This is a genomic window from Vreelandella arcis, assembly GCF_900103865.1.
Taxonomy (GTDB): domain Bacteria; phylum Pseudomonadota; class Gammaproteobacteria; order Pseudomonadales; family Halomonadaceae; genus Vreelandella; species Vreelandella arcis.
Genome location: NZ_FNII01000002.1, coordinates 1 through 22,694 on the forward strand (window position 1 = coordinate 1; position 22,694 = coordinate 22,694).

Annotated in this window: 21 protein-coding genes and 2 pseudogenes; 13 read left to right on the top strand and 10 right to left on the bottom strand. The window is 54.9% G+C overall.

Annotated elements, in window-relative coordinates; genetic code table 11:
• The 3 genes and pseudogenes from BLR97_RS19775 to BLR97_RS01960 all read left to right on the top strand — a co-directional run.
• A pseudogene (locus BLR97_RS19775) lies at nucleotides 1–290 on the top strand (IS3 family transposase); the annotation flags it as partial.
• A 78-nt stretch (nucleotides 291–368) separates the two neighbouring features.
• Nucleotides 369–743 carry a hypothetical protein gene (locus BLR97_RS01955; protein ID WP_089701960.1) on the top strand — a complete coding sequence of 125 codons (375 nt, stop codon included), beginning with the start codon at nucleotides 369–371 and terminating at the stop codon, nucleotides 741–743.
• 229 nt (nucleotides 744–972) lie between these two features.
• On the top strand, nucleotides 973–1,899 hold the full coding sequence (locus BLR97_RS01960) for a hypothetical protein (RefSeq protein ID WP_089701962.1): 927 nt from the start codon (nucleotides 973–975) through the stop codon (nucleotides 1,897–1,899).
• 84 nt (nucleotides 1,900–1,983) lie between these two features.
• On the opposite strand, the gene BLR97_RS19520 is transcribed toward BLR97_RS01960, so the two are convergent.
• A complete protein-coding gene (locus tag BLR97_RS19520) occupies nucleotides 1,984–2,439 on the bottom strand; it encodes a hypothetical protein (RefSeq protein WP_139172883.1) in 456 nt (151 codons plus the stop codon).
• 907 nt (nucleotides 2,440–3,346) lie between these two features.
• Here BLR97_RS19520 and BLR97_RS01965 point away from each other — a divergent pair.
• Nucleotides 3,347–4,099: a Crp/Fnr family transcriptional regulator gene (locus BLR97_RS01965; protein ID WP_089701964.1), complete on the top strand. Its 753-nt coding sequence runs from the start codon at nucleotides 3,347–3,349 to the stop codon at nucleotides 4,097–4,099.
• Nucleotides 4,100–4,280: 181 nt separating this feature from the next.
• On the opposite strand, the gene BLR97_RS01970 is transcribed toward BLR97_RS01965, so the two are convergent.
• Nucleotides 4,281–4,814 carry an invasion associated locus B family protein gene (locus BLR97_RS01970; protein ID WP_244511124.1) on the bottom strand — a complete coding sequence of 178 codons (534 nt, stop codon included), beginning with the start codon at nucleotides 4,812–4,814 and terminating at the stop codon, nucleotides 4,281–4,283.
• Nucleotides 4,815–5,085: 271 nt separating this feature from the next.
• Here BLR97_RS01970 and BLR97_RS20230 point away from each other — a divergent pair, with 271 nt between their 5' ends.
• From BLR97_RS20230 to BLR97_RS01985, 3 genes are read left to right on the top strand one after another with little or no spacing between them, the layout of a single operon-like run.
• Complete coding sequence (locus BLR97_RS20230; RefSeq protein ID WP_479694206.1) at nucleotides 5,086–5,409, top strand: M48 family metalloprotease; 324 nt, start codon at nucleotides 5,086–5,088, stop codon at nucleotides 5,407–5,409.
• Nucleotides 5,399–6,010 carry a LysE family translocator gene (locus BLR97_RS01980; RefSeq protein WP_089701965.1) on the top strand — a complete coding sequence of 204 codons (612 nt, stop codon included), beginning with the start codon at nucleotides 5,399–5,401 and terminating at the stop codon, nucleotides 6,008–6,010. The genes BLR97_RS20230 and BLR97_RS01980 overlap by 11 nt, the downstream gene beginning before the upstream one ends.
• Before the next feature lie 12 nt (nucleotides 6,011–6,022).
• Complete coding sequence (locus BLR97_RS01985) at nucleotides 6,023–6,292, top strand: DUF2784 domain-containing protein (RefSeq protein ID WP_089701967.1); 270 nt, start codon at nucleotides 6,023–6,025, stop codon at nucleotides 6,290–6,292.
• Between the two features lie 312 nt (nucleotides 6,293–6,604).
• On the opposite strand, the gene BLR97_RS01990 is transcribed toward BLR97_RS01985, so the two are convergent.
• Nucleotides 6,605–7,516 (bottom strand): sodium:calcium antiporter, encoded by a 912-nt coding sequence (locus BLR97_RS01990; RefSeq protein WP_244511126.1) that lies wholly within the window; start codon nucleotides 7,514–7,516, stop codon nucleotides 6,605–6,607.
• A gap of 271 nt (nucleotides 7,517–7,787) precedes the next feature.
• On the bottom strand, nucleotides 7,788–7,991 hold the full coding sequence (locus BLR97_RS01995) for a BBE domain-containing protein (RefSeq protein WP_089701969.1): 204 nt from the start codon (nucleotides 7,989–7,991) through the stop codon (nucleotides 7,788–7,790).
• 137 nt (nucleotides 7,992–8,128) lie between these two features.
• On the opposite strand from BLR97_RS01995, the gene BLR97_RS02000 reads away from it, so the two are divergent.
• Nucleotides 8,129–9,682: an alpha/beta fold hydrolase gene (locus tag BLR97_RS02000; protein WP_089701971.1), complete on the top strand. Its 1,554-nt coding sequence runs from the start codon at nucleotides 8,129–8,131 to the stop codon at nucleotides 9,680–9,682.
• Between the two features lie 88 nt (nucleotides 9,683–9,770).
• Here the strand turns inward: BLR97_RS02000 and BLR97_RS20135 are convergent.
• From BLR97_RS20135 to BLR97_RS02015, 4 genes and pseudogenes are all read right to left on the bottom strand, one after another.
• Nucleotides 9,771–10,007 (bottom strand): annotated as a pseudogene (locus BLR97_RS20135) (IS30 family transposase); the annotation flags it as partial.
• 49 nt (nucleotides 10,008–10,056) lie between these two features.
• Nucleotides 10,057–11,214 carry a fumarylacetoacetate hydrolase family protein gene (locus BLR97_RS02005; RefSeq protein ID WP_089701973.1) on the bottom strand — a complete coding sequence of 386 codons (1,158 nt, stop codon included), beginning with the start codon at nucleotides 11,212–11,214 and terminating at the stop codon, nucleotides 10,057–10,059.
• A 41-nt stretch (nucleotides 11,215–11,255) separates the two neighbouring features.
• Nucleotides 11,256–12,833 (bottom strand): aldehyde dehydrogenase (NADP(+)), encoded by a 1,578-nt coding sequence (locus BLR97_RS02010; protein WP_089701975.1) that lies wholly within the window; start codon nucleotides 12,831–12,833, stop codon nucleotides 11,256–11,258.
• 225 nt (nucleotides 12,834–13,058) lie between these two features.
• Nucleotides 13,059–14,258, bottom strand: a complete 1,200-nt coding sequence (locus tag BLR97_RS02015) for an ROK family protein (RefSeq protein WP_089701976.1) — start codon at nucleotides 14,256–14,258, stop codon at nucleotides 13,059–13,061.
• A gap of 375 nt (nucleotides 14,259–14,633) precedes the next feature.
• Here BLR97_RS02015 and xylB point away from each other — a divergent pair, with 375 nt between their 5' ends.
• From xylB to BLR97_RS02035, 4 genes are all read left to right on the top strand, one after another.
• On the top strand, nucleotides 14,634–15,371 hold the full coding sequence (gene xylB, locus BLR97_RS02020) for a D-xylose 1-dehydrogenase (protein WP_089701978.1): 738 nt from the start codon (nucleotides 14,634–14,636) through the stop codon (nucleotides 15,369–15,371).
• 58 nt (nucleotides 15,372–15,429) lie between these two features.
• On the top strand, nucleotides 15,430–16,836 hold the full coding sequence (locus BLR97_RS02025) for a sugar porter family MFS transporter (RefSeq protein WP_170832967.1): 1,407 nt from the start codon (nucleotides 15,430–15,432) through the stop codon (nucleotides 16,834–16,836).
• Nucleotides 16,837–16,996: 160 nt separating this feature from the next.
• The gene (locus BLR97_RS02030) at nucleotides 16,997–18,802 is read left to right on the top strand and encodes an IlvD/Edd family dehydratase (protein ID WP_089701979.1); all 1,806 of its coding nucleotides are present in this window, start codon (nucleotides 16,997–16,999) and stop codon (nucleotides 18,800–18,802) included.
• A 23-nt stretch (nucleotides 18,803–18,825) separates the two neighbouring features.
• A complete protein-coding gene (locus BLR97_RS02035; protein WP_089701981.1) occupies nucleotides 18,826–19,731 on the top strand; it encodes an SMP-30/gluconolactonase/LRE family protein in 906 nt (301 codons plus the stop codon).
• A 334-nt stretch (nucleotides 19,732–20,065) separates the two neighbouring features.
• Here BLR97_RS02035 and BLR97_RS02040 read toward each other — a convergent pair whose 3' ends face one another.
• Nucleotides 20,066–20,779 (bottom strand): Crp/Fnr family transcriptional regulator, encoded by a 714-nt coding sequence (locus tag BLR97_RS02040; RefSeq protein ID WP_089701983.1) that lies wholly within the window; start codon nucleotides 20,777–20,779, stop codon nucleotides 20,066–20,068.
• A gap of 202 nt (nucleotides 20,780–20,981) precedes the next feature.
• The gene (locus tag BLR97_RS02045) at nucleotides 20,982–21,290 is read right to left on the bottom strand and encodes a Crp/Fnr family transcriptional regulator (RefSeq protein ID WP_244511128.1); all 309 of its coding nucleotides are present in this window, start codon (nucleotides 21,288–21,290) and stop codon (nucleotides 20,982–20,984) included.
• Between the two features lie 275 nt (nucleotides 21,291–21,565).
• Here BLR97_RS02045 and BLR97_RS02050 point away from each other — a divergent pair, with 275 nt between their 5' ends.
• Nucleotides 21,566–22,651: a mechanosensitive ion channel family protein gene (locus tag BLR97_RS02050; protein ID WP_089701985.1), complete on the top strand. Its 1,086-nt coding sequence runs from the start codon at nucleotides 21,566–21,568 to the stop codon at nucleotides 22,649–22,651.
• Nucleotides 22,652–22,694: the final 43 nt, after the last annotated feature.

The window sequence follows — 22,694 nt, forward strand, 5'->3', positions numbered from 1 at the left end:
CCACAAAGGGCTTTGCATCGCTGAGCGCGGTACGGGAATGGATGCTGACGTTCGAACGGGCTTACAACGAGCAGCATCTTCACAGTGGTATCCAGTATGTCACGCCGGCGGATCGGCACCGTGGGATAGACCGAGAACGTCTTGAGCACCGGAAAGCGGTTTATGAAAGGGCGAAGCGCCGACAGCCTCAACGCTGGTCGGGCCGCACTCGGAACTGGGAGGTTCCTGGTTCGGTGTCGCTCAACCCGGGAAAAGAGCAGGAAATCGAGCGTAATAAACAGGCTGCTTAAGCGCAGCCATTTGGACAACTGGGTTGAAAATCACCGTTAAGGGCCGAGGAAAGACTAACTCCATCCCCGGACGTTCAAATGAAAGATCTCCCAACTGGAGAAGACTTGCACAAGAACGAAGAAGAAATACTGGAGAAGGATGGGTATAGCTTTGCGCGGGGTGAAACCATGCCCGGTAGGCACTTAGCCAGCATACGCATACAGGTTTTAATGGATAGACTGTGTGCGCCAGAAACAACTTGGGCAGCTGTCTATTCAAGAGACATCGAGTTTATTGCACCTGACAGCTTCTTCGAGATTGGCATCGTTCCTTTGTCGCCGAGTTGCTGCCTTGTAGCCAATCAAGAAGGAGGAGAAGTCTCATCTAATAATGCAATTACAATTAATCGCAAAGCAATTGAGCAGTCGTCTAAGTATTACTTTGCACGCGACTTTTCGAAGTGTGGCATATAACGATGCAACCTAACTTTGCGCTCAAAGCATACTCCCTATATGCCGCTGCGTGGCATTCTGCTCAATGGTTAGCTCTACGTTATACTAGGGGCCTCTGAACGTCCGCTCTTGGCCGTTACCAGCAGGCATATAAAACGGTGGTTTTTTCGCCTTAAATTAAAGCATCAAGCACCTCTGCCGAAATAGGAGATAGGATAGTACACATTAAAAAAGAAAGTGGTGGTTGCTCATGAACTATTCGTGTTTCACTTCTATTCTGGTCGCATCCATTGGATCAATTGTATTGCAGGGTTGTGCGTCCCTTTCTGCACCTTATCAGCATACGAACGATGATGATCATTCGCTCGCAAGAAACATTGTCGACTCCAACTCCAGCCGGGATATCAACTTTCGTGAAGCTGAGGATGGAACCCAGGCGCCTTACTACCCGGGTGGAGGCCTAGGCACATTGCTGGCGATTGGTATGGCCGCCAATGGCGCGATCGACCCGGTTCAGGGCCTATCTCCGGCATTGAGTGCGGCCGCCAGCTATGCCACGTTCAAGCCGGACGAGAGCTCCATTGAGACAAAACCGCTCGTTTTCGGATTTTTCCCTTGGAATCAGGGGGATGGCGCGCATGCAGGTGGTCGCCAGTTCATGGCCTATCTCGATTACAGCTTGGAAAAGATGGCTGTCGAGCTGGGTGGGCGGGTTGAGCCGGTGTTTTCGACCGTGACAGGTGACCATACGCTGAACACATGGAAGTTTGTGGCACCAGAACATGGTTGCAGCGTTGACAATGCTTGTGTGGTCCGCGCGTATTTCACTGCGAACACTGCTGAGGGGCTTTACCCGGCTGAATGGGTGCTTGATCTAGCCCGGAAGGACTACGAATCTATGGCCCTAGAACTAGGTTCACCGAACTACTTTGAGCCAGAATCACCTGCGACGGCGTGGAAGCTGGTGAATAATGGGGGTAGTAATTACAGCCAGGTTCAGTTCCTTCGGGAGGACATGGAAGATGATCCATCTTTGCTCCCACTTTATAAGTCTCTGAGTAATCATCTTCCGCGCACTTTTGCGTTATATTTACCACCTGATCAGCGCCACGGGATCAACCTAGGATATCCTGTCATGCTCCATGATGGAGAAGAGCTGCTGTTTGAAGAGCCCTAGTGTTTTGGCTGCCAATTATTAATATAATTGGCAGCCGACTTGCATGTCCTGTAAGGATATGACTCCTGTGGAAATGTAGAAGGGTCAAATTTTCCAGCAAGTCCCTATTTCCATAAAGGGGGATGAGCCGCTGTGTCCTGTAACATACCCAACTTTAGAAACATTGGTGTACCGTAAACTTTCCTTGTTAAGCGTGAAGGTTTCATCAAGACTTCTTCCCCCAAATGTAATATATAAAGGGTTTGATCTTTCGGCGTTTTCCATGATGAACGTAGCTGATGGTGTTGTTGTATTATAAAGAACGTAACTTTCAACCCCATTAAACAGACGCTTCCCAATGGTGTAAGTTTTTTTGTTGGAGAAATTGGTTGGAGCCCATGACCCGTTAGAGTTTATAAATCCAGATATAGACTGTGTTTTGCAGGAATATAATGCTCCAGAAATTTCTTGCGCTTGGGAAGGAGATGTAAAATATGCTGAGGCAATAAAAATAGCTAAAACCATCTTGCTCTTTGTAGAGAACGTGTTGAATAAAATCATTTGATCATACCTTTCTTGGAAAGCATGGGGTGCTTATTATCAATTCATCGAGTGTTATTTTATATTTTTTTGTTGGCTTTAATTATCGGCATGTATTTTATTTTCTTTAGCGTTATGGTTTCGGTGGGAATGCTGTGCCGTTTGTCGCCCTGGGCGTGCGACTGCCGGCTCTGCCGGTAGGTGGGAGCGCTGTATCGGTGGCCCCCAGGGAGGGCAGGTTCTGGGAAACGAAACCCCAAGAGGGGGCCCAACCTTTGCCTAAGCCTTACTAGGGGTGTCCTCCGACCACAGCTGATTTTAGAGAGGCGATATCAGAGTTGCTTCTGCAGAGGGAAAATCTTCGATATCAATCGAGGCAAGTGAGCTGCATCGGCTAGTTGGAGGCTACCCAAAACCGTATAATCGCATGCCCATGTGCTGCGCGGCGATGCTCTCCGCGATGGAGGATAATGACCGGTTTATCCTCCAGCCGCCTAAAGGTAATGGGGCGAGTCTCAAGATCGAATACCGATTTCCTCGATCAGGATCGCAGATCCCAAATTTATGATCGTATGAGTATTTTATTAATGGCTGCTCCTGACCGCTAGCTGTCTTTCCCTAGCACCTTGCAAAAAGGCGCTCTACTCAGCGCTAGGTGAGCAATCATGTAGGGGCGATAACGACTGGGTAAATGACCTTCCAAAGGTGATACCCAGTCCGCCGATATTTTCTTTCTGTTGTACCTGTTTGTCGAAAGCCAAGCTGGCCTGGTGTCAAATGCGGCTCGAAAGACCCTTCCTGATGGCGCTCAGTAAGAATTCACGCAACTGCTTGATAATACGCATCAGCCATAACCTATGTTAAGTGGGTGATGTAGGCATATGTTTTAGAATAACGCCAAGAAATCATTTGCCTGAGAGGTAATAGCGTGGCTCTCCTCGATACAGTCGTTATGCGGGGCCTTAGTAGCCAAGGTGCGTTGTCTCCTGAAGACAAGGCGTTGTTGCTGGGACTTGAGCTTAGCCCCCGGCAAATGTCAGCCAGCGAGGTACTATGGCTGGAGAGCGCGGATGCTGATCTGTTCTGCGTGGTCAAGGAGGGCTGGGCATACTCCTATCGCAACTTGAAAAATGGTTCGAAGCAGATCCTCAAGTTCTACCTCCCCGGCGATATCATCGGCATTCGCGATTTTGGCTTCACCCGCCGACTGGCAAGTGCGGTGATGATTAATGAAGGTGTGATCTATCCGTTCTCGTATCAGCAGCTTTTTGAACTCTTTGGGCGTTCGAACCTGGCTGTCGGGATCATGGCCACAGCAATACGTCAGCAAGCGCTACTCTCCGAGCGGTTGATCTACCTCGGCAAGTATGCCGCCCACGAGCAGCTGGCACATTTCCTCTACGAAATCTATCTGCGACTTAAGCGGATTGGGGCCGTGGAAGACAATAGCTTTCTCATGCCGCTCACTCAGGAGCTGATTAGCGACGCGCTGGGGATGAGCCCGGTACACGTGAGCCGGACTTTCTCGATGCTGCGTGAAGAGGGACTCGTAATCCGAGACCGCCAGCACGTGCAGTTGCCAGACCCCGAAGCGTTGGCGCGGCTAGTCGAGTTCAATGACAGCTATATCGATGAATTCCTCCCGCCCACGTTCTCTGAACTGCTAAGAGCTACCCCATAAAGCGCCAATCGGAAAAGCGCGGGTCGCTTCTGTTGATACGGCTTGGAAACAGGAAGTCTCCGCTGCGCAGCTTAGCAAGCTGTATCCAGTCCATAACAGCGATTCGTGTCAGTTACCTGCTGACAGCGGCTGGGTAGGCTTGCCGGCCCTTGTGGGCCGGCTTTGTCGGGGAAGGCTAAGATCAGGGGGCGATGCGGGTACTGGCGTCGGTAAAGCCGATCAGCGAAATATCTAGATCCATGCGTTCACCGCGTGGATCAATCATGCTGAGGGTTGCCGTAGTGCCACTACGGAGTTGCTGCAACATCGACGGCTCAATGGGAGCGTCAGCACGGCACCCTTGCGCCTGGCAGACCTGATAGGGGAACTGAATTGGCTCACCGTCATCCACACTCAACTGCATGCCCGCGGACAGACGTACCCCCAGCGGCACGAAGAAGCTCATCACCGGGCCATCGATCTGGGGCGGGTAGTCGAGAACTACCTGCATCAAGGGCTGGTCGCTGCCAGGTTGAGTGACCAATTGCACCATCGCACAAGGAGTCGGGCTCTCGGCATTACGTTGGCAACGAACCTCCCAGTCCTGGAACGACTCGGTGGTGACATTATCACCGGAAGCTGTCCCCGGTTGTTGTTGGCTGAAGGCGCTGGGTGAAAACACCAAGATCGATAATAGCCCCATCATGCGTAGGGTTTGAGTAAGATAGTGCGGCATTGGCGTAACCTCCCGTTGGTTCGCTAATGGTGAATAATAATACCCACCATGCCTGCTTGCTCGCTTGATATCCAGCATAGAAGCCATATGTAAACCAAACGGGGCGACCCAGGGCAGACGCGGCAGTGTTGAAAGGGCAGGCCACTGTTCGACGCTTGACGCTAAGTTCTAGTAAGCTTCGTTTTACTTAGGCAGTCGTGAGGGTCTACCACCATCACGTTCGCGACTGCAGCTAGGCACGCTCCACGTCTCCTGAGCCGGGTGAAACCCGATTTCTGCTACCTCTTTTCCTTCTGGGGCTGGTGGCTTCTTTGGCGTGCACACTGGCCTGCTGCAAGTGGCGGAAACCCCCGCCCAGCTAGCGGCGGTGATGGGGCACGAGGTGGCCCATGTGCTGGCAGATCATAACAACGAGCGGCTCACTCAACCGCTGGGCATTAAAGCCGCCCTATTGGTGGTAGGCTTGCTGGGCGAAGCCGATTTTATAGGCCTTACGGTGATGGCTTATCCGGTCACACCAAAACACGATGCAGCCATCGCCTGGGCCTTGCGTGCCGTTGATGGCGAGATTCAGGAGGGAATCAATGCCGCTTGATACGTGGGTCATCTATTTCGTTAGCTGTGTGGGCTTGTCATTATCACCCGGCCCCAACGGGCTTCTGGCACTGACCCATGGCGTACTTCATGGAAGCCGTAGGGCGTTGTTTACCATTTCGGGCGGTGCGCTGGGGTTTGTCATCGTCATTGCGCTTTGCATGTTTGGCATCGGGGCGCTCATCAAATCCTCGGTTGTTTGGCTCTCGGTACTCAAGTGGGTGGGGGGTGCGTACCTCGTCTGGCTGGGTATTCAGGTATGGCGCTCCCCGCCAATGGCTACCTCGGCGCATACAGGCGGTGTGGTTGCCAGCAGTTGGTCGCTTTTTCGCCAAGGCACGCTGGCATCAATAACCAACCCCAAAGTCCTGTTGTTTTTCAGCGCCTTTTTGCCGCAATTTCTTGATCCCCAGAATAGCTTGATGCATCAGTTCGTCATCATGGCAGCGACCTTTGTGATCACTGAGTTCTTTGCCGAGTTTATACTGGCAAGCGCGGCTAGCCGTATCCGGCCTTGGCTAGAGCGTGCCGGCCGAGGGTTTAACAGGGCCTGCGGCGGTATTTTCATGGCCATTGGTGTCGCGCTTCCTATACGCGCTTGAAGCGTTGGCTATGTGGTAGGGCAAGTTTGGTTGGGCGTTGCCTGCCGTTTAACCACCTGGGAAATGGCGCTAAGGGCTGGGACGGGCGCTGCGACCTATGTGGAGTCGTTTATTCAGCATTGGCTGCAGAGTTTGCTCTATTACAGCGCCCCTGACTGGTTTTTTATAGTGGTGTATACCGTCTTTGGCGGCTTGGTGTTGGCGAGTTGGTTTGTGTGTGGTGCGGCCCTCGCCAGCACTGAGCATCGTTGGATTGTCTCATGGCAAAATCCTTTATCTTGAAATGAATGGATCTAGTGTTCTAGGACAACAACTATGAATCTTGGTTATCCCGATCCATCATAGGAATTGATAAGTGGCCACAGGTTGCGTTCAGGGCGAAGGCAGGAGCGCTCCTTATCTACAATCTGGGTACCGCCATCTGCCGATCAAATCTGTTTCGGCAATGACTCACCGGTGTGGCTTATCGTTAGCGGATTAGCACCAGTGCAACGCCAAGTGCATAAAGTAGGATAATGGCGGCGCTCTCAGTGCCGATCCGAGCAATACCCTGCTCCTGTCGCCGAATCAGCCCCATCATAAGGGCGCTGGTCATTAACAGTGACAGGCTGATCCAGATAATCGTATCCTCGGATACCGCGTGGTAGATAGAGCCCTCACGGTAGGCAATGTCAGACGTAGCAGTGAAGAGAGTATCAAATGCATTTCCACCAATAATCCCCCAACGGCCAGGGTAAGAGCGCCGCGTCGGACGGCAGCCACGGATGTCACTAGTTCGGGCAGGGAGGTGCTGGTTGCGGTCAGCAATACCCCTACGGCTGTTTGCCCCAAGCCGGTTTGAGCCGCAATGTTGGTCGCTGCAGGCTCTAAGGTCCAACCTGCCAGCCCCATGACAGACATCAACACCACGAACTCAATCACGAGCCTAGATAGGGCAGGGGTATCGGCATCATCCTCAGGAACATCGTTGCGGGTCTCTTTGGTAACAGACGGTTTCCACATCGGTGTTTGACGCGCCCCTTTCACCAGGAATATCCCATAGACATAGAGCCCGAAGAGAACAGGCGTCACCGGACTAATGCCCCAGAAAGTGAAATCGGGGAGAGATGGCGCTAAAAGAATGACGGCAAGGAGCGAAATAAGCAGGGCATTCTGCAACAAGTTCGGGGCGGAGGCGGCGGCATGTTCGAGATTCGCTCTTCTGTAAAACAGATCCGCTACCGCAAGGAAGAGAGTCTGTACCGCTATTCCCCCGAGTGCGTTACTGACGGCCAACTCGGGATGGCCTTTCCACGCTGCGGTGACCGAGAGAACGATACCGGAAAGTGATGTGGCCGCGCCTAACAGAAGAGCACCGGCTATGGCTTCGCCCAGCCCCGTTTTGTCTGCGAGCTGATCCACCACCCGCGTCAGGCGCGTCCCGGCCAGCGCAATCGTGACGGCGCAGGCAGCAAACACACCGACACTTTGCAGGAATGACCACTCATCCGGACTGAAAATAGGCATTTTCCTCCCATTTCACGCCTTTTGCGGGATATGGTGATTGTACAGCCATTGTAGTAGCGCTTCAGTGTCTGCTCCACATCGTCGAAGGCTGCTAGCGCGGCGGGCAGCAACCAGACACATATCTGCTTACATTGTCACAATGTTTGCGGCAACCTAAGCAAGTATGCTCCGGGTTACTCTGGTCAACTGCCGCACGGATTTCATCTGATCGACCTCGACCGAGTGAAAGTACAAGGCGCTGAACACTTTGGCATTATCAGGAAAGCGGCATTCAGGCTGGGAGAATATTCTGGTTGATACAAAAGAAGTTTGTCGGATCGAGCTTCTTCTTGAGCTTCACCAGTTGCTCATAGCTCGCACCATAGGTGAAGGCTACGCGTTCCGTCTCATCCCCGGTCAGGAAATTGACATAGGCGCCACCGCTGGCAAAGGGCTGTGATCGGGTAAAGAATTCACGTGCCCAGCAATGCAGCATTGTCTCTCCATCTGCTCTTGGCCGTTAGGTGTCTCCATGCAGGCTGATGAAGTCCATTTGACGCCCCCTGAACGGGTAACTAGCTTCAGTTGGTACCCCCCAGATAACAGCAAGAACAACCCCGATGGAGGCATGCAATGAATATTTCTCCTTGTCGGTATGACCAGTACCGTGGGCGGTTTCTGACAGGTGCCATTTCCCTTGCCTTGCTCACCGCGCATTCATTCGCTTATGCGCAATCCACAGATTCGGACACGATACCGCGGCTGGAGTCCACGGAGTGCGTGACCGAGGCGCTCACGGAGCTTGGCGCCGACTGCTACACCTTTCATGGTCACGAGAACTGGGATGAACCCGGCGACAACCGGATTCAGATGCCAGTGGCGGTGATCGAGCCGGAAAACGGCGAGGCGGACGATGTGCCGGTCTTCTTCTTCCCGGGCGGGCCGGGCTACTCCTCGCTGGGCTTGCGCGACTACATGGAACAGCTGCGCAAGGATATCGGCAACCGCACGCTTGTTACGATGGATCACCGTGGTTTCATTCATAGCGAGCCGGCGCTTGAGTGTCCCGATTACGCGGCTGTGTCGCCGTACCACAACATCATCCACACCCCGGCGATAGCCTCGTCGCTGGATCCGATGAAGCGCCTGGAGGCGATCACCAGCGAGGTGGAGGCGTGCTACCAGAAGCTCTCCGATGAGGGCATCGACGTCGCCCAATACAATCAATATGCCGTGGCGCGTGATGTCGACGAGATACGCCAGCTGCTGGAATACGACGTCATCGACGCCTTCGGCTCCTCGACAGGGAGCGGCACCGTGCTCTCTTTTATTCAGTACCATCCAGACAGCATTCGCGCCGCCATCCTCGGTTGGCCATGGTTCAACCACCTGCGCAACCGGGCGCCCGTGGATGAGTTCTATACCGCCAAGCAGACCTTCACTGATACGCTGGCGCTGTGTGCCGCCGAGGATGAGGCATGCCGCGAGATGCTGCCCAACTGGATGTTGGCAGTCGATAGGGCACGCCGCACCCTGGACAGCAGGCCCTACATTGTCGATGTCGGCGGCGACGACGGCGATGGCGAAACGCTGTACTTCGACGGGGCTGCCTTCCTCGACACGCTCTACCTGATGCTGCCTGGGGCCTATGCCGAACTGCCCAGCCTGCTCGCCGATATTCAGGCGGGCGACTACACGCGGTTGAGGGAGTTCTTCCTCATCGATGCATACGACCCCGAGCCTGAAGCTCCTAACTATGCACTGGGTTACTTCCTAGCCCATGTCTGCAGCGACATGGGCACGAACCGGCCAACACGGGAAGACTCGATCGCCGCGGTGCAGACCGAGCCGGCGATCCTGGGCTTCGAGCCTCCGTGGGTATGCGGCTGGTGGGGTGAAGACGGCGACTTGCCCGCTGAACACAACGATCCGCCGGTATCGGATACGCCGGCTCTGGCCATCCATGGCCAGATGGATCCCTGCTGTGGGACACGTTGGAGTGAGCATGTCCGCCAGACCATGCCCAACCTGCAGTTCGTCGAGTATCAGGGGTTAGGCCATAACCCTGTCAACGAGTGCCGCTCAACCATGATTAGTGCATTTCTCGATGATCCATACGAGCCCGTGGACGATAGTTGTAAGAATGAAGTGGCGTTGGATCCTTGGGTGATCGAGCCGCCGCAATAGTGGAGTCCGAGAGGCATTTTATTTCACGTAGACCACTGCGTTGTACGCAGAAGCAAGGCCTTCGGTCAGTGTCGCTGGTGCAACCGAAGGCCTTGGCCACTTTCCTGTGCTCGGCGAATTCCGACCCGTTAACCAAGGTGATGGTATGCATGCCCCCTCGGCGTGGTGCCAATAACCGCGTCATCGCCTGAGCCGTTCTAGTGGCGGTGATCGTTGGCAGTCGGAGCCGTTGTTTCTTGTCGCCCCAGATGAGCGCGTAGATCCACTGATGGCTCACGCAAACCCCGTTGGCATTGGCCATGAAACCACTGATTTGCTGAGGACTCTATTCGTCCATCAATTGGCCAGTGACCCAGCGAATTTAGCGACAATGATTAGCTTTTTGTCGTCAAGTGGGCATGCCACTGACGAATACCAAAAGTCCAGGGTGACAGTCGATCCGAGCGATCAACCCGGTTGACTAGCGCCCCTAGCGCTGGTGTGGCGATGGTCACTTTATCACCCAGATGATGAGTAAAGCCTTGGCCATGGCCGTCGCGGTCCAGAATCGGTGAGAACATGGTGCCAAGGAACAGCATGAAGCCATCAGGATATTGATGATGCGGGCCGATCGTCTGATGCACCAGATTTAGCGGATCACGACTGATCTGGCGCATGTCGCTTGTATCATCGAGCATGAAGCCGTCATCGGCCCCTTCGATGCGCAGCGACACCCGCGCTTCGCGTACCGTATCGAGGCTAAAGTGGTCGTCAAAGAGACGAATGAAGGGGCCGATGGAACAAGAGGCGTTGTTGTCCTTGGCCTTGCCCAGCAGCAATGCACTGCGCCCCTCGACGTCGCGCAGGTTGACATCATTACCGAGTGTCGCGCCCTTGGGCTGTCCGGCCGCGTCAACCGCCAGTACGATTTCGGGTTCAGGGTTGTTCCACTGAGAAGATGGGTGCAGTCCTACAGGACTGCCAAAGCCCACCGATGATAACGGCTGTGACTTGGTGAAAACCTCAGCATCGGGGCCAATGCCAACCTCCATGTACTGGGACCAGGCCCCCCGTGCTTGCAGCTCCTTCTTGAGTGCCATCGCTTCGTCGGAACCGGGAACGATCTGCGATAGATCACTACCGATCAATGCTTGAAGTTCCTGTCGCAACTCAGCAGCACGAGTGGCGTCACCGGCAGCCTGCTCCTCGATTACCCGTTCCATTAGGCTGACGGCGAAGGTCACGCCGCAGGCCTTGATCGCCTGGACATCGCAGGGGGCGAGCAGGTAGGGGGCACGCTGGGGATCGGCAAGTGAGTTGTCTATCAGCGTATCGACCGGCCCGAGAGACTCGCCCTCAACTTGTGAGACAAGGGCAATAGCATCATCGCGATCCAGCAGATCGGCCATGCAGGAACAGGTTGCCGTGATATCGATGACTTGCCCCTGGCGAACCACCACCAAGGCAGGGCCAGGGTTGGGTGCATCGCGCCATACCCGTCCCACCAGCAGGGCTCTATCGTGATCGTCGGGAAGAAAAGTTGTGGTGTTCAAGTGACTACCTCGAAAGCTTATCTTGTTTGATGGGTTGGCGTTCACGCCTCACGCTTACCGTCCACCAAGCGGCTTACGCCCTCGGGGTTGGCATCTTTAAGCGCTCCTGGCAACAGTGCTTCCGGTAGTGCCTGGTAGCAAACTGGACGCAGGAAGCGATGGATAGCGGCGCTGCCTACCGAGGTGGTGCGGCTATCCGACGTTGCCGGATAAGGGCCACCGTGAACCATGGCATGGCACACTTCGACACCGGTCGGCCAACCGTTAGCCAGGATACGTCCCGCCTTACGCTCGAGAGTCGGCAGCAGCGCTTTGGCCGCTTCCACGTCTCCATCATCCATTTGCAAGGTGATCGTCAACTGCCCCTCAAGATCGGCGGCGACGCGTTTCACTTCTGCTTGATCGGCGCACTCAACCACCAGTGAGCTGGCACCGAATATTTCGGCCTGAAGCGCCTCATCGGCGAGGAAGTCGGCAGCCGAGGCAACAAACAAGCCCGCACAGCACTGGTTAGCGCCTTCGCCAACCTGACCGCGCGCCACTTCGCGCACCTTAGCGTGGGAGGAGAGTGCCTCTATGCCTTGCTTATAGGCGTGATGAATGCCAGGAGAGAGCATAGTCTGGCTGGCGCTGGCTTTAACACCCTCGCCGGCGGCGTCGATAAAGGCGTTCAGTTCCTGGCCTTTGACAGCGATCACTAGCCCTGGGTTGGTACAGAACTGACCGGCCCCCATATTGAGTGAGCCCACAAAGCCTTCGGCAATCTTATCGCCACGGGCTTTAAGCGCTTCCGGGAGCAGGAATACGGGGTTGATGCTGCTCATTTCGGCGTAAACCGGGATGGGCTGCGGGCGTGCCTGGGCCGTCGCCATCAGCGCCGTGCCGCCACCGCGAGAACCGGTGAAGCCAACGGCCTGAATGCGCGGGTCGTTGACCAGCGCCTGGCCGATCTCATTGCCTGCGCCGAATAGCAGCGAGAAGACACCGTCAGCCAGGTTGCATTTAGTCACTGCGCGTTGCACGGCACGGCCCACCAGCTCAGACGTACCGGGGTGGGCGGAGTGCCCCTTGATCACCACCGGGCAACCGGCGGCGAGTGCCGAGGCGGTATCCCCACCGGCCACGGAGAATGCCAATGGGAAATTCGAAGCGCCGAACACGGCGACTGGGCCAAGGCCGATATGGCGCTGGCGAAGATCGGTGCGCGGCATGGGTGAGCGATCCGGCAGTGCCGGGTCGATGCGCACATCGAGCCACTCACCGGCGCGTACAACGGAAGCGAACAGTCGCAACTGGCCGCAAGTACGACCACGCTCGCCTTCCAGGCGTGGGCGTGGCAGGCCTGTCTCGGCCATGGCGCGCTCGATAAGTTCATCACCGATGCCTTCAATTTCAGAGGCGATGGTGTCGAGGAAGGTGGCGCGCGCTTCAAGACCGGTCTCGCGGTAGCTGGCGAAAGCTTTTTCAGCGAGCTCACAGGCACGCTCGACCTCGGCTTTGCCACCGCCTGCATAGGTCGGCTCCATCGTCTCGCCAGTGGCGGGGTTAACCGCATGAATGTCGTCTTGATTGCCGCTAACGGCTTGCTGACCGATTAATAACTTGCCTTCAAGGGACATAGTGCCTCCTGTGCTTATCAATAGAGAGTCCGGGGGCATGCCCGGGGACATTGGTTATCTATACTGAAAGACCAGGAGAGTATGTTCAAGCTGTTTACTTAGTCGTGTGCGCCAACTTTAGTCGCGCTTGGTATTTTTGTATTCGCAAGCCATTGATGAATGAGCACTGCCGTTTGGGCAATTTTGTCCAAGAGTGTTGGGTATGAAAATGTGCCTTATGGGCCGTCAGGATAGCTCAGGGCCATGTATCGCTCTGGCCAGAACCTGTGCCGCGGCACCGCGCGCCGCCACGAAAGTGCTGTCCTCGACGACGCGCAACGGCACACGTTGCGTTGTGCCTAATAAACGATGCTGGTTGGCTTCAAAATAGGTCAGTGCGGGCTCAAGAAATGTGTTGCCTAGTTGTGTAAGTGAGCCGCCCAATACAATCTCGGCAGGGTTCTGAGTGTGGTGAAGGTTCAGAAGTAGCATGCCCAGCGCTTCACCGGCTCGGCGCAATGTGAGTGTTACCTCTGGCTCCTGTAAACGTGGCTCAAGCGTCTGGATAAGGTCATCTTTCTCATCAATGCCTAAGGTGGCTCGGATGGACCAGCCGCTGACCAAGGTTTCAGCGCATCCACGGTTGCCGCAATGGCAGTAGTGCCCGCCTGGCTGCAAGATGGTATGGCCAATTTCGCCGGCCAAGCCCTGTACGCCACGCGTTAGCAACGGAGAGTGACTACCTTCGGCCAAGCCGCTGCCTATCCCCGTTCCAGCACTAACGTATAAAAGCGATTCGGGAATCTTGCCGGTGCGGAAGTAAAGCTCACCGAAGGCCGCTGATTTGGCCTCATTGTCCATCAGCCAGACACCCTTCAACTCGGGGAGGTGGGGGTGTAGCAAGTCCAAAAAGCGCACATCCTGCCAGCCTAGGTTGGGGGCTCGCCGTAGCACGGCATCGCCAGTGGCGATGGGCCCTGGTAGCGCAACACCAATGCCTAAGTTTTCACGCTGGGCTACTGCTGGGCTTCTCATTAGTTGCTGTAACAACTCGGCTAGCAGTGCAGCTGTGGATTCGGGAGTGGTGGGGACAAAAGGTTCGTGAAGCGCTTCAAGTACCTTGCCGGATGGGGCACAAGCGACAAGCCGTAGCCGATGGACTCCCACTTCAGCACCGAGAAGGTAATGACGGTCGTCGTTGAGATGCAGCGCTCTCCCTGGGCGGCCGCCACTGCTTTTCTGCAGATCACCTTCTTTGAGCCATCCTTGATTCAGCAAGGACTGAACTCCTGAGCCCACGGTGGCCTTAGTCAATTGCGCCTGGGTGGCAATGTCGGCGCGGGTTAATCCAGGAACCCGCCGCACCATTTCTAGGATAGCGCTGCGATTCAAGCGCTTGAGGAAGTTGAGGTCGCCTGCTTTCTGATGCTGGTAACTGGTTGCCATGAATTAAATGAAGCCTCTCCGACCTAGTCTGGTGCTAAACGATAATTTTATCTGGTTTCACTGGGAATTTCTGTGCTTATACCCAGGTCGCGTTGAAGAAAGGTAAACCGGTACTTCACCTTCGCCGATCCGCTGGCCCATGGGCTTCACGAGCTTCAGCCTGGCCAGACCCTAAAGCAATGCTGCCGGTTTCGCGCTCTGTTGAGTTAAACCTATGTCGTATGGATATGCCGTGGCAATGGATTGATAATCGCCACTTAGTAAACAGTACATACTAAGTAGTCCGTACTAAGTGCTGGGTTTCGATGGCCTCTCCTCGAAAGGAAGGCTCTTGCAGGACAGCGTTTTATTTTTTACAGACCATGGATATTTCTTATGGGTACAGCAATCTATCCCGGCCTTGCAGGTAAGCGTGTCGTGATCACGGGAGGAGGTTCCGGCATCGGTGCCGCCCTGGTCGAGGCGTTTGCCGAGCAAAAGGCCGACGTACATTTTCTGGATATCTGTGCAGAGGAGTCACGAACCCTGGCCGAACGACTGGGGAGTCACGTGACCTTTTATCACTGCGACCTTACCGATCTCGATGCCCTGGAGGCGACGTTCAAACGCATCGGCGCTGTCGATGTACTGGTCAACAACGCGGCTAACGATGATCGCCATACCTTAGGCGATATCACACCGAGCTATTGGGATGAGCGGATCGCCGTCAACCTGCGTCATGTCATGTTCGCCATGCAAGCGGTGGCGCCGGGCATGAAGGCGCTGGGGGGTGGGGCGGTGATTAATCTCGGGTCGATCAGCTGGCATCTCGGCCAAGAACACCTGGCGATCTATGAGACGGCTAAGGCCGGTATTGAGGGCATGACCCGGGCCATGGCTCAGGAGCTGGGTAAAGACAACATTCGCGTGAATTGTGTCATTCCTGGCAACGTCAAGACGCCTCGCCAGTCTCGATGGTACAGCCCCGCCGACGAGCAGAAGATCGTCGATGAACAGAAACTCAAAGTCCGCATTCATCCACATCACGTTGCCAGCATGGTGACGTTCCTGGCTTCCGACGCAGCTGCCGCTTGCACCGCTCACAACTACTGGGTCGATGCAGGCTGGCTGTAAATCGTCATCTTGAGATGACAATTCCACAAGATAAATACAACTTCATTGGGATTTAACCATGACGAATGATATGACTCGCAGGCGAAGCCTGTATGTGTTTGCCATTTCCTGTGTAGCCGCCATTGGTGGTTTTTTGTTCGGTTTCGACAGTGGGGTAATCAACGGCACTGTCGATGGGCTCCAGCGTGCCTTCAACTCCGAGAGTGTGGGCACCGGCTTTAATGTGGCCTCGATGTTGCTGGGTTGCGCCGTGGGTGCATTTTTTGCCGGTCGACTGGCGGATCACTTTGGTCGCCGTACGCTCTTGATTGTCGCCGCTGTCTTCTTTTTGGTCAGTGCTTGGGGATCCGGTATTGCCGGGAGCTCCCTGGAGTTTGTGATTTATCGTATTTTGGGCGGGATGGCCGTCGGTGCCGCCAGCGTGATGGCACCTGCCTACATCAGTGAGGTGGCGCCCTCAGCCTATCGCGGGCGCCTGGCGACTATTCAGCAGGTGGCCATCATCTTGGGGTTATTCGTGGCTTTCCTGAGCAACTATCTGCTGGCCAATATGGCCGGTTCATCGGTTGCGGAACTGTGGTTGGGTTTTGCTACATGGCGTTGGATGTTCTGGGTCGAACTGTTTCCAGCCGCTATCTTTCTGATTGCACTTATGTTTATTCCGGAAAGTCCTCGCTTCCTGATGACGGCAGGCAAGGAAGACAAAGCTCGGCGTGTATTAAGCAAGCTACTGTCAGATGACGAAGTTAAGACCAAGATATCCGAGATTAAGGAATCCTTGGCAGACGATCATCAACCTAGCCTGCGTGATGTCATCAATAAGCAGACAGGCAAGGTTCATGGCATCGTCTGGGTCGGCATCGGACTGGCGGTATTCCAACAGCTTGTTGGGATTAATGTGGTCTTCTACTACGGGGCTGTCTTGTGGCAATCCGTCGGGTTTTCCGAAAACGATGCACTGCTGATCAACGTCATTTCGGGCGCAGTAAGTCTTGGCGCCTTGGTGATTGCTATCTCGTTGGTTGATCGTATTGGACGCAAGCCGTTGCTATGGGTTGGGTCAACAGGTATGGCCGTGACGCTGATTGCCATGGCCTATGCCTTTTCGACCGCCAGTATGGTCGATGGATCATTGAGTTTATCTGACAACATGGGGGTGATCGCACTACTGGCGGCTAATGCCTATGTTCTATTCTTTAATGTGTCCTGGGGGCCGATCATGTGGGTCATGCTTGGAGAGATGTTCCCGAACCAGATGCGTGGTTCAGGGCTTGCCATCTCGGGTCTATTCCAGTGGGTCTCCAACTTTGCCATTACCATGAGCTTCCCGATCATGCTCGCCGCCATTGGTTTGGCGGGCGCCTACAGCATCTACGCCTTCTTTGCGGTGATATCGATCTTCTTCGTGTTGAAGGTTGTCAAGGAAACCAAAGGCAAGGAACTGGAAGAAATGTCTTACGAGTGAGACCGATGTTGAAGCACCAGTCTAAATGGCTGGTGCTTTTTGCTTTCTGATTTTCAACTAGCGGCATTGGCCGCGGCAGGTGACGCTTTTCTTGGTGGTGACTGCCAAACGTATCCCACCTGTCATCATTTTCTTGCTTCTGCTTTGGTAGGTTTCACATATGCCCGATTCATCACACACGATCACCCCCGATCAACTTCGCTCGCGGTGGTGGTTCGATAACCCTGAGAACCCTGGGACGACGGCACTGTGCATTGAGCGCTACATGAATTACGGCATCACGCTCGATGAACTCACCAGTGGCAAGCCGATCATCGGCATCTGCCAGTCGGGTTCCGACCTGACGCCTTGCAATCGTCATCACATCGAATTGGTTAAGCGAGTGAAGGATGGTATTCGCGCTGCCGGTGGGGTGCCCTTCGAGTTTCCGCTGCACCCGATTCACGAGAATGCGCGCCGACCAACGGCGGCACTCGATCGCAACCTGGCTTACCTGGGGCTGGTTGAGGTGCTTCACGGTTACCCATTGGACGGGGTGGTGCTCACGACGGGCTGCGACAAGACCACCCCGGCAAGCCTGATGGCTGCCGCGACGGTGAATATTCCAGCGATTGTGCTCTCCGGCGGCCCTATGCTTAACGGCTGGCACGGCGCCGAACGGGTGGGCTCGGGCACCGTCGTTTGGGAAATGCGCAAGCGCCTCGCCGCGGGTGACATCGACTACCCGGAATTTTTAGCGAGAATTACCGAATCGGCTCCCTCGGTGGGTCATTGCAACACCATGGGTACTGCCTCCACCATGAACTCCATGGCGGAGGCGCTGGGTATGAGTCTGCCCGGCTCGGCAATGATTCCCGCACCTTATAAGGAACGCGCGATGGTTGCCTACGATACGGGGGAGCGTATCGTCGACATGGTTTGGGAAGACCTGCGACCCAGCAGAATCCTTACTCGTGAGGCCTTCGAGAATGCCATCCGGGTGTGTTCGGCGATTGGCGGGTCGAGCAATGCGCCGATCCATATCAACGCCATCGCCCGTCATAGCGGCATTGAGCTCACCAATGATGATTGGCAAGCGTTTGGCTACGAAATCCCGTTACTTGCCAACGTGATGCCGGCAGGGGCTTATCTCAGCGAAGAGTTTCACCGTGCTGGCGGCGTGCCTGCCATCCTTCACGAGCTGCTCAACGCCGGCAAGCTCCACGGCGAGGTACTCACCGTCAATGGAAAAACGCTGGCGACTAATACACAGGGCCGCGAAACCCTCGATCCGGAAGTGATAAGGCGCTACGACAATCCTTTGGTCGAGCACGCAGGCTTTTTGAATCTCAAGGGCAACCTGTTCGACTCGGCGTTGATGAAAACGAGTGTTATCTCACAAGGCTTCCGTCAGCGCTTTCTGAGTGATCCTGATGACCTGAACGCCTTCGAAGGTTCGGTGGTGGTTTTTGACGGCTCCGAGGATTACCACGCGCGTATTGATGATCCACAGCTCGGCATTGACGAACGCACCATCCTTGTGATGCGTGGTGCGGGCCCAGTGGGTCATCCGGGCGGTGCCGAGGTGGTTAACATGCAGCCGCCTGAGGTACTGATCAAGCGTGGCATCGAGTCGCTCCCATGTCTGGGTGACGGTCGTCAGTCGGGCACGTCGGGTTCGCCCTCGATCCTTAACGCCTCACCAGAGGCCGCTACCGGTGGTGGACTGGCGTTGCTTGAGAATGGTGATTGGCTACGTGTCGATCTTGCCAAGGGTGAGGTAAGGCTTCTTATCGATGGGGCTGAGTTGGATACGCGGCGAACCCAATTGGAGCAGCAGGGTGGCTACCGCTATCCGGCTCACCAGACACCCTGGCAGGAAATCCAGCGTACCTTGGTCGAGCCTCTTGACCAGGGAATGACCTTGAAAGGGGCGGCCCGCTATCGTGACGTCGCAAGGCTAAACCCGCCCCGGGACAATCATTGATGGCCGGTAAAGGGAGTGGAGAGATGGAGAATTGCACAGTCGAAGTGGCGCTCGAACTGGACATGAGCCTGGGGGAGAGCCCTTTGTGGTCGGTGGAGCGTCAGATGCTCTACTGGGTGGATATCAACAACGGCTGCCTCTACAGCTGGCGGCCGACCAGTGACGAGAAGCCATCTGTCATCGAACTCGATGAAAAGGTGGGCTGCATCGCTCTGTGCGAGAACGGACTATTGGCGGCAACCGCTTCGGGTATTGAGCGGCTCGAATTTCCGTTGGGCAACCAGCGCGAGCGCGTTGCTGACAATCTTGAATGGCATCAGTCAGGTAATCGCTTCAACGATGGTCGTTGCGATGCGGCTGGCCGATTCTGGGTGGGCACCATAGCCGCCGATGAAGCGAGCCCCACCGCTGGGCTTTATTGCCTCGACCAGGGTGACTTTGTGTGTCGGCAATCGAGTCTCAGTATTTCAAACGGCCTAGCCTTCAGCCCGGATAAGCGCTGGCTTTATCATACGGATTCATTGACACGACAAATCCTGCGCTACCCCTTCGACGTGGAAACCGGCGCCACTGGTGAACCCGAGAACTGGGTCGATTTAGAGGCGCTGGGGCTTCCCGGCGTGCCAGACGGAGCCGCCATTGACAGTGAAGGCCACTATTGGAGTGCTCTCTATGGAGGTGGTCGTATTGTGCGCTTTTCGCCTCAAGGAGAGTTAATGGCGAATATAGAACTGCCGTGTCCTCATCCCACCATGGTGGCCTTCGGTGGCCCCGACCTTCAGTCTCTTTATATCACGACTGCCACGCAGCACCTTGATGCCGAAGGCAAGGAACGTTGGCCGGCAGCCGGCAGTCTACTGCGTACTCAGGTGCCCATTGCTGGTCTGAGAGAGCCCACAGCCATAACCGTTTTAAAGTGTTCGAGGTGACGGGAGTAAGCCGCCACGTTGGCTAAGAGTCTATCGAGTCGCTATCCGAGATAAACTCAATTTTGCATTGCTTTATTGGTCTTTTAAGTATGATGAGATATTTGGAATGAAGGACGAGGTGACCATAGACTGAGCAGGAAAAGCTATTGCCACATATACGATTAGTACAAATAAGGATGCCGATTATTTGTTGAAAATACTGGTGAATAACAATTTTTCGACTTGCTGTGACTGAAGGCGTTGCGGTCAAGGGGAGAAAATTTCTGAGTTCGAAATCAATGCTCGTGGCCTAACAAAGCCAGTCACGGCTAGAGTTGGGGCTATGATTTCTGTTTCATAATGCCGTTAACACCCTGGCATAAAGCGCGCAATCTTCCGTATAGCATTCGCAAGACGCTTCGATCAGGCCCGGCCGGTTAAGCACATCGATTTCGCCACGATGATAAACAATCAAACCACGGGTTTGCAGGGCTATTGCGGCAAGCGTAACGCCTGCCCGGCGAACGCCTAACATCATGGCGAGAAACTCATGGGTTAGGTACAGTTGATCAGAGCCAGCGCGATCTTGTGTCATCAGTAGCCAGCGGGCGAGACGCGCCTCAATCGCGTGAAAGTGATTACAAGCAGCCGTTTTCGCCATTTGGTTCATCACGACATAGACATATCCCTTCATCCGCTGATTCAGTACAGGGCACTGCTCCAGTAGCCGCTTGAAGCGGGCTGCATTGATGCGCAGAGCAGACCCTGCACCTTGAACGAGCGATAGCAGTGGGGTGTCTTCAATACCGAGCACTAATGAGGTGCCCAGCATGCCTTCTCGGCCCGCCATGGAGACTTCCAGGCGGTCATCAGTGTCGACGACGGTAATGAGTGAAATAAAGCAATCGATAGGGAAATAAACGTAGGTAATCGTATCGTCGGGCTGGAGTAGCACCTCGTTAAAAGCAAGCTCCACGGTTTCGCAGTCAGCCATCACCGCATTACGCTCAATGTCTGGTAGCGCAGCAAGTAGCTGATTGGTAGTGGGGACGTGCAATGTAGACGTCATTTGCCCTCCGGTTATAAAAACCTGGCAAACGGCACAATGAGGTAATCATCATTTCGGTGTCGGTTGCAGGCTACCGTCAGAAAACTAGCAAACGGTCGTTCTGCATGTTGCTACTGGGGTCAATCACGCGTCGGTACGATAGCGCACATAAATGGCTAATACGTTTTGCGGCTATGTTTGACACCTTGGTTTGTTGTCCATATTACGCTGCTGCCACGTGGTCATGACTGAGCAATCGGTCGTACTCTTCCTTGACGACTGCATAGCACTCACAGACACGCTCCTCAAGCCCCGCCCTGTCTGTCACCGTGATACGTCCACGTTTGTAGGATATCAAGCCGGCTTTCTGAAGCTTTCCCGCTGATGCGGTCACCCCCTCACGTCGAACGCCGAGCATATTGGCGATCAATTCCTGGGTCATGTTTACTTTATCGCCCGGTAACCGGTCCAGGCTGAGCAGCAGCCAGCGACATAGCTGCTGATCGACGCAGTGATGACGGTTACATACCACCCTGAACCCCTTCATGGCTTACTACGGCAATCTCCGTTGCCACCCTGTCAGCGCTGCGAAAGTGTGTTTGATCCAGAAACTTGTTTTGGTGGCGAGAGTAAACGAGCTGGGCGAAGCGCTAAAGCAATATCAGCCAAGGCTCTTTGGGAGACGCTAATGTCATAAGTGCGGACAGTTACAGAGATTTATCAAAGGCGCTGGGTGACTGTATGGCCTTTCCAAGCCGTATATTTTAGGTTGTTCGGGGTGGAGCCACCATCGATAAGGAAAGTGCAATGCTGAAAACTTTGGAAGCGGGTTTACAGGCTTGGATGTTGCCGGGCATTTCGGCGTTGCTTGCCGTGATAGCCAGTTACATCCTCTACCGGCTGACGCTAGCAGTGTTCCGGCATTTTTCGAAGCGGCGAACCGTCCTTCGGCTGTTTCTGGACGCGGCTGCCAAGGCGCTGGGCTTGGTCACCAGCCTGCTGGTACTCAGGGCTATGCTCAATGGCGCTCCGGATGACCTGCTGCTCTTGGACCCGGTGAAACAGGTGGTCACATTGCTACTGATTCTGTCCCTGACGTGGGCAGCGGTTCGCCTGACTTCCGTCATTGGCGACGTTATCGTGTTGCTGAATCCGGTATTGGAAGGACAGTGGAAACGGGCCCGAAAAGTAGAGACACAGACACGCTTCCTGGTTCGTTGTCTGAATGTCCTCGTTATCATCGTGGGCAGTGGTTCCGCGCTGATGACCTTCGAGTCGGTACAGAAAGTGGGCGCCAGTCTGCTGGCGTCCGCAGGTATTGGCGGCATTGTTCTGGGTTTTGCTGCACGGCCGGTACTCAGTAACCTGTTGGCGGGCATTCAGATTGCGCTCACCCAGCCGTTCCGCATTGATGATGTGCTGAACGTACAGGGCGAGTGGTGCTGGGTCGAGGAAGTGACCGCCACCTATGTTGTCCTCCGGGTGTGGGATCAGCGCCGGCTTATAGTGCCCTTGCAGTGGTTTATCGAGAGCCCTTTTCAGAACTGGTCGCGGAATACGGCGGATTTGCTGGGCACGGTCTTTATCTGGGTTGATTACACCATGCCCATCGAGCCACTGCGCCAGGAGTTCGCGCGCTTGCTGGATACGATGAAGCAGTGGGATGGCAAGGTGGCGACTGTTCAGGTTACCGACTCCAATGATCAGGCGCTACAGATTCGCTTCCTTATGAGTGCACCTAACTCTAGCCAGAACTGGGATCTGCGATGCGCTATCCGTGAGGGGCTGGTGACGTTTATACAGCAGCATTACCCCTCGCAACTGCCACGCCTTCGTGCGCGATTGGTGGATACTTCTCCGGAGTTTGAGGGCAACGCCAATCAAACTGGCTGACTTCCAAAGAGAATCGCCTGAGGTATCTGGGCTTGGACGCCGA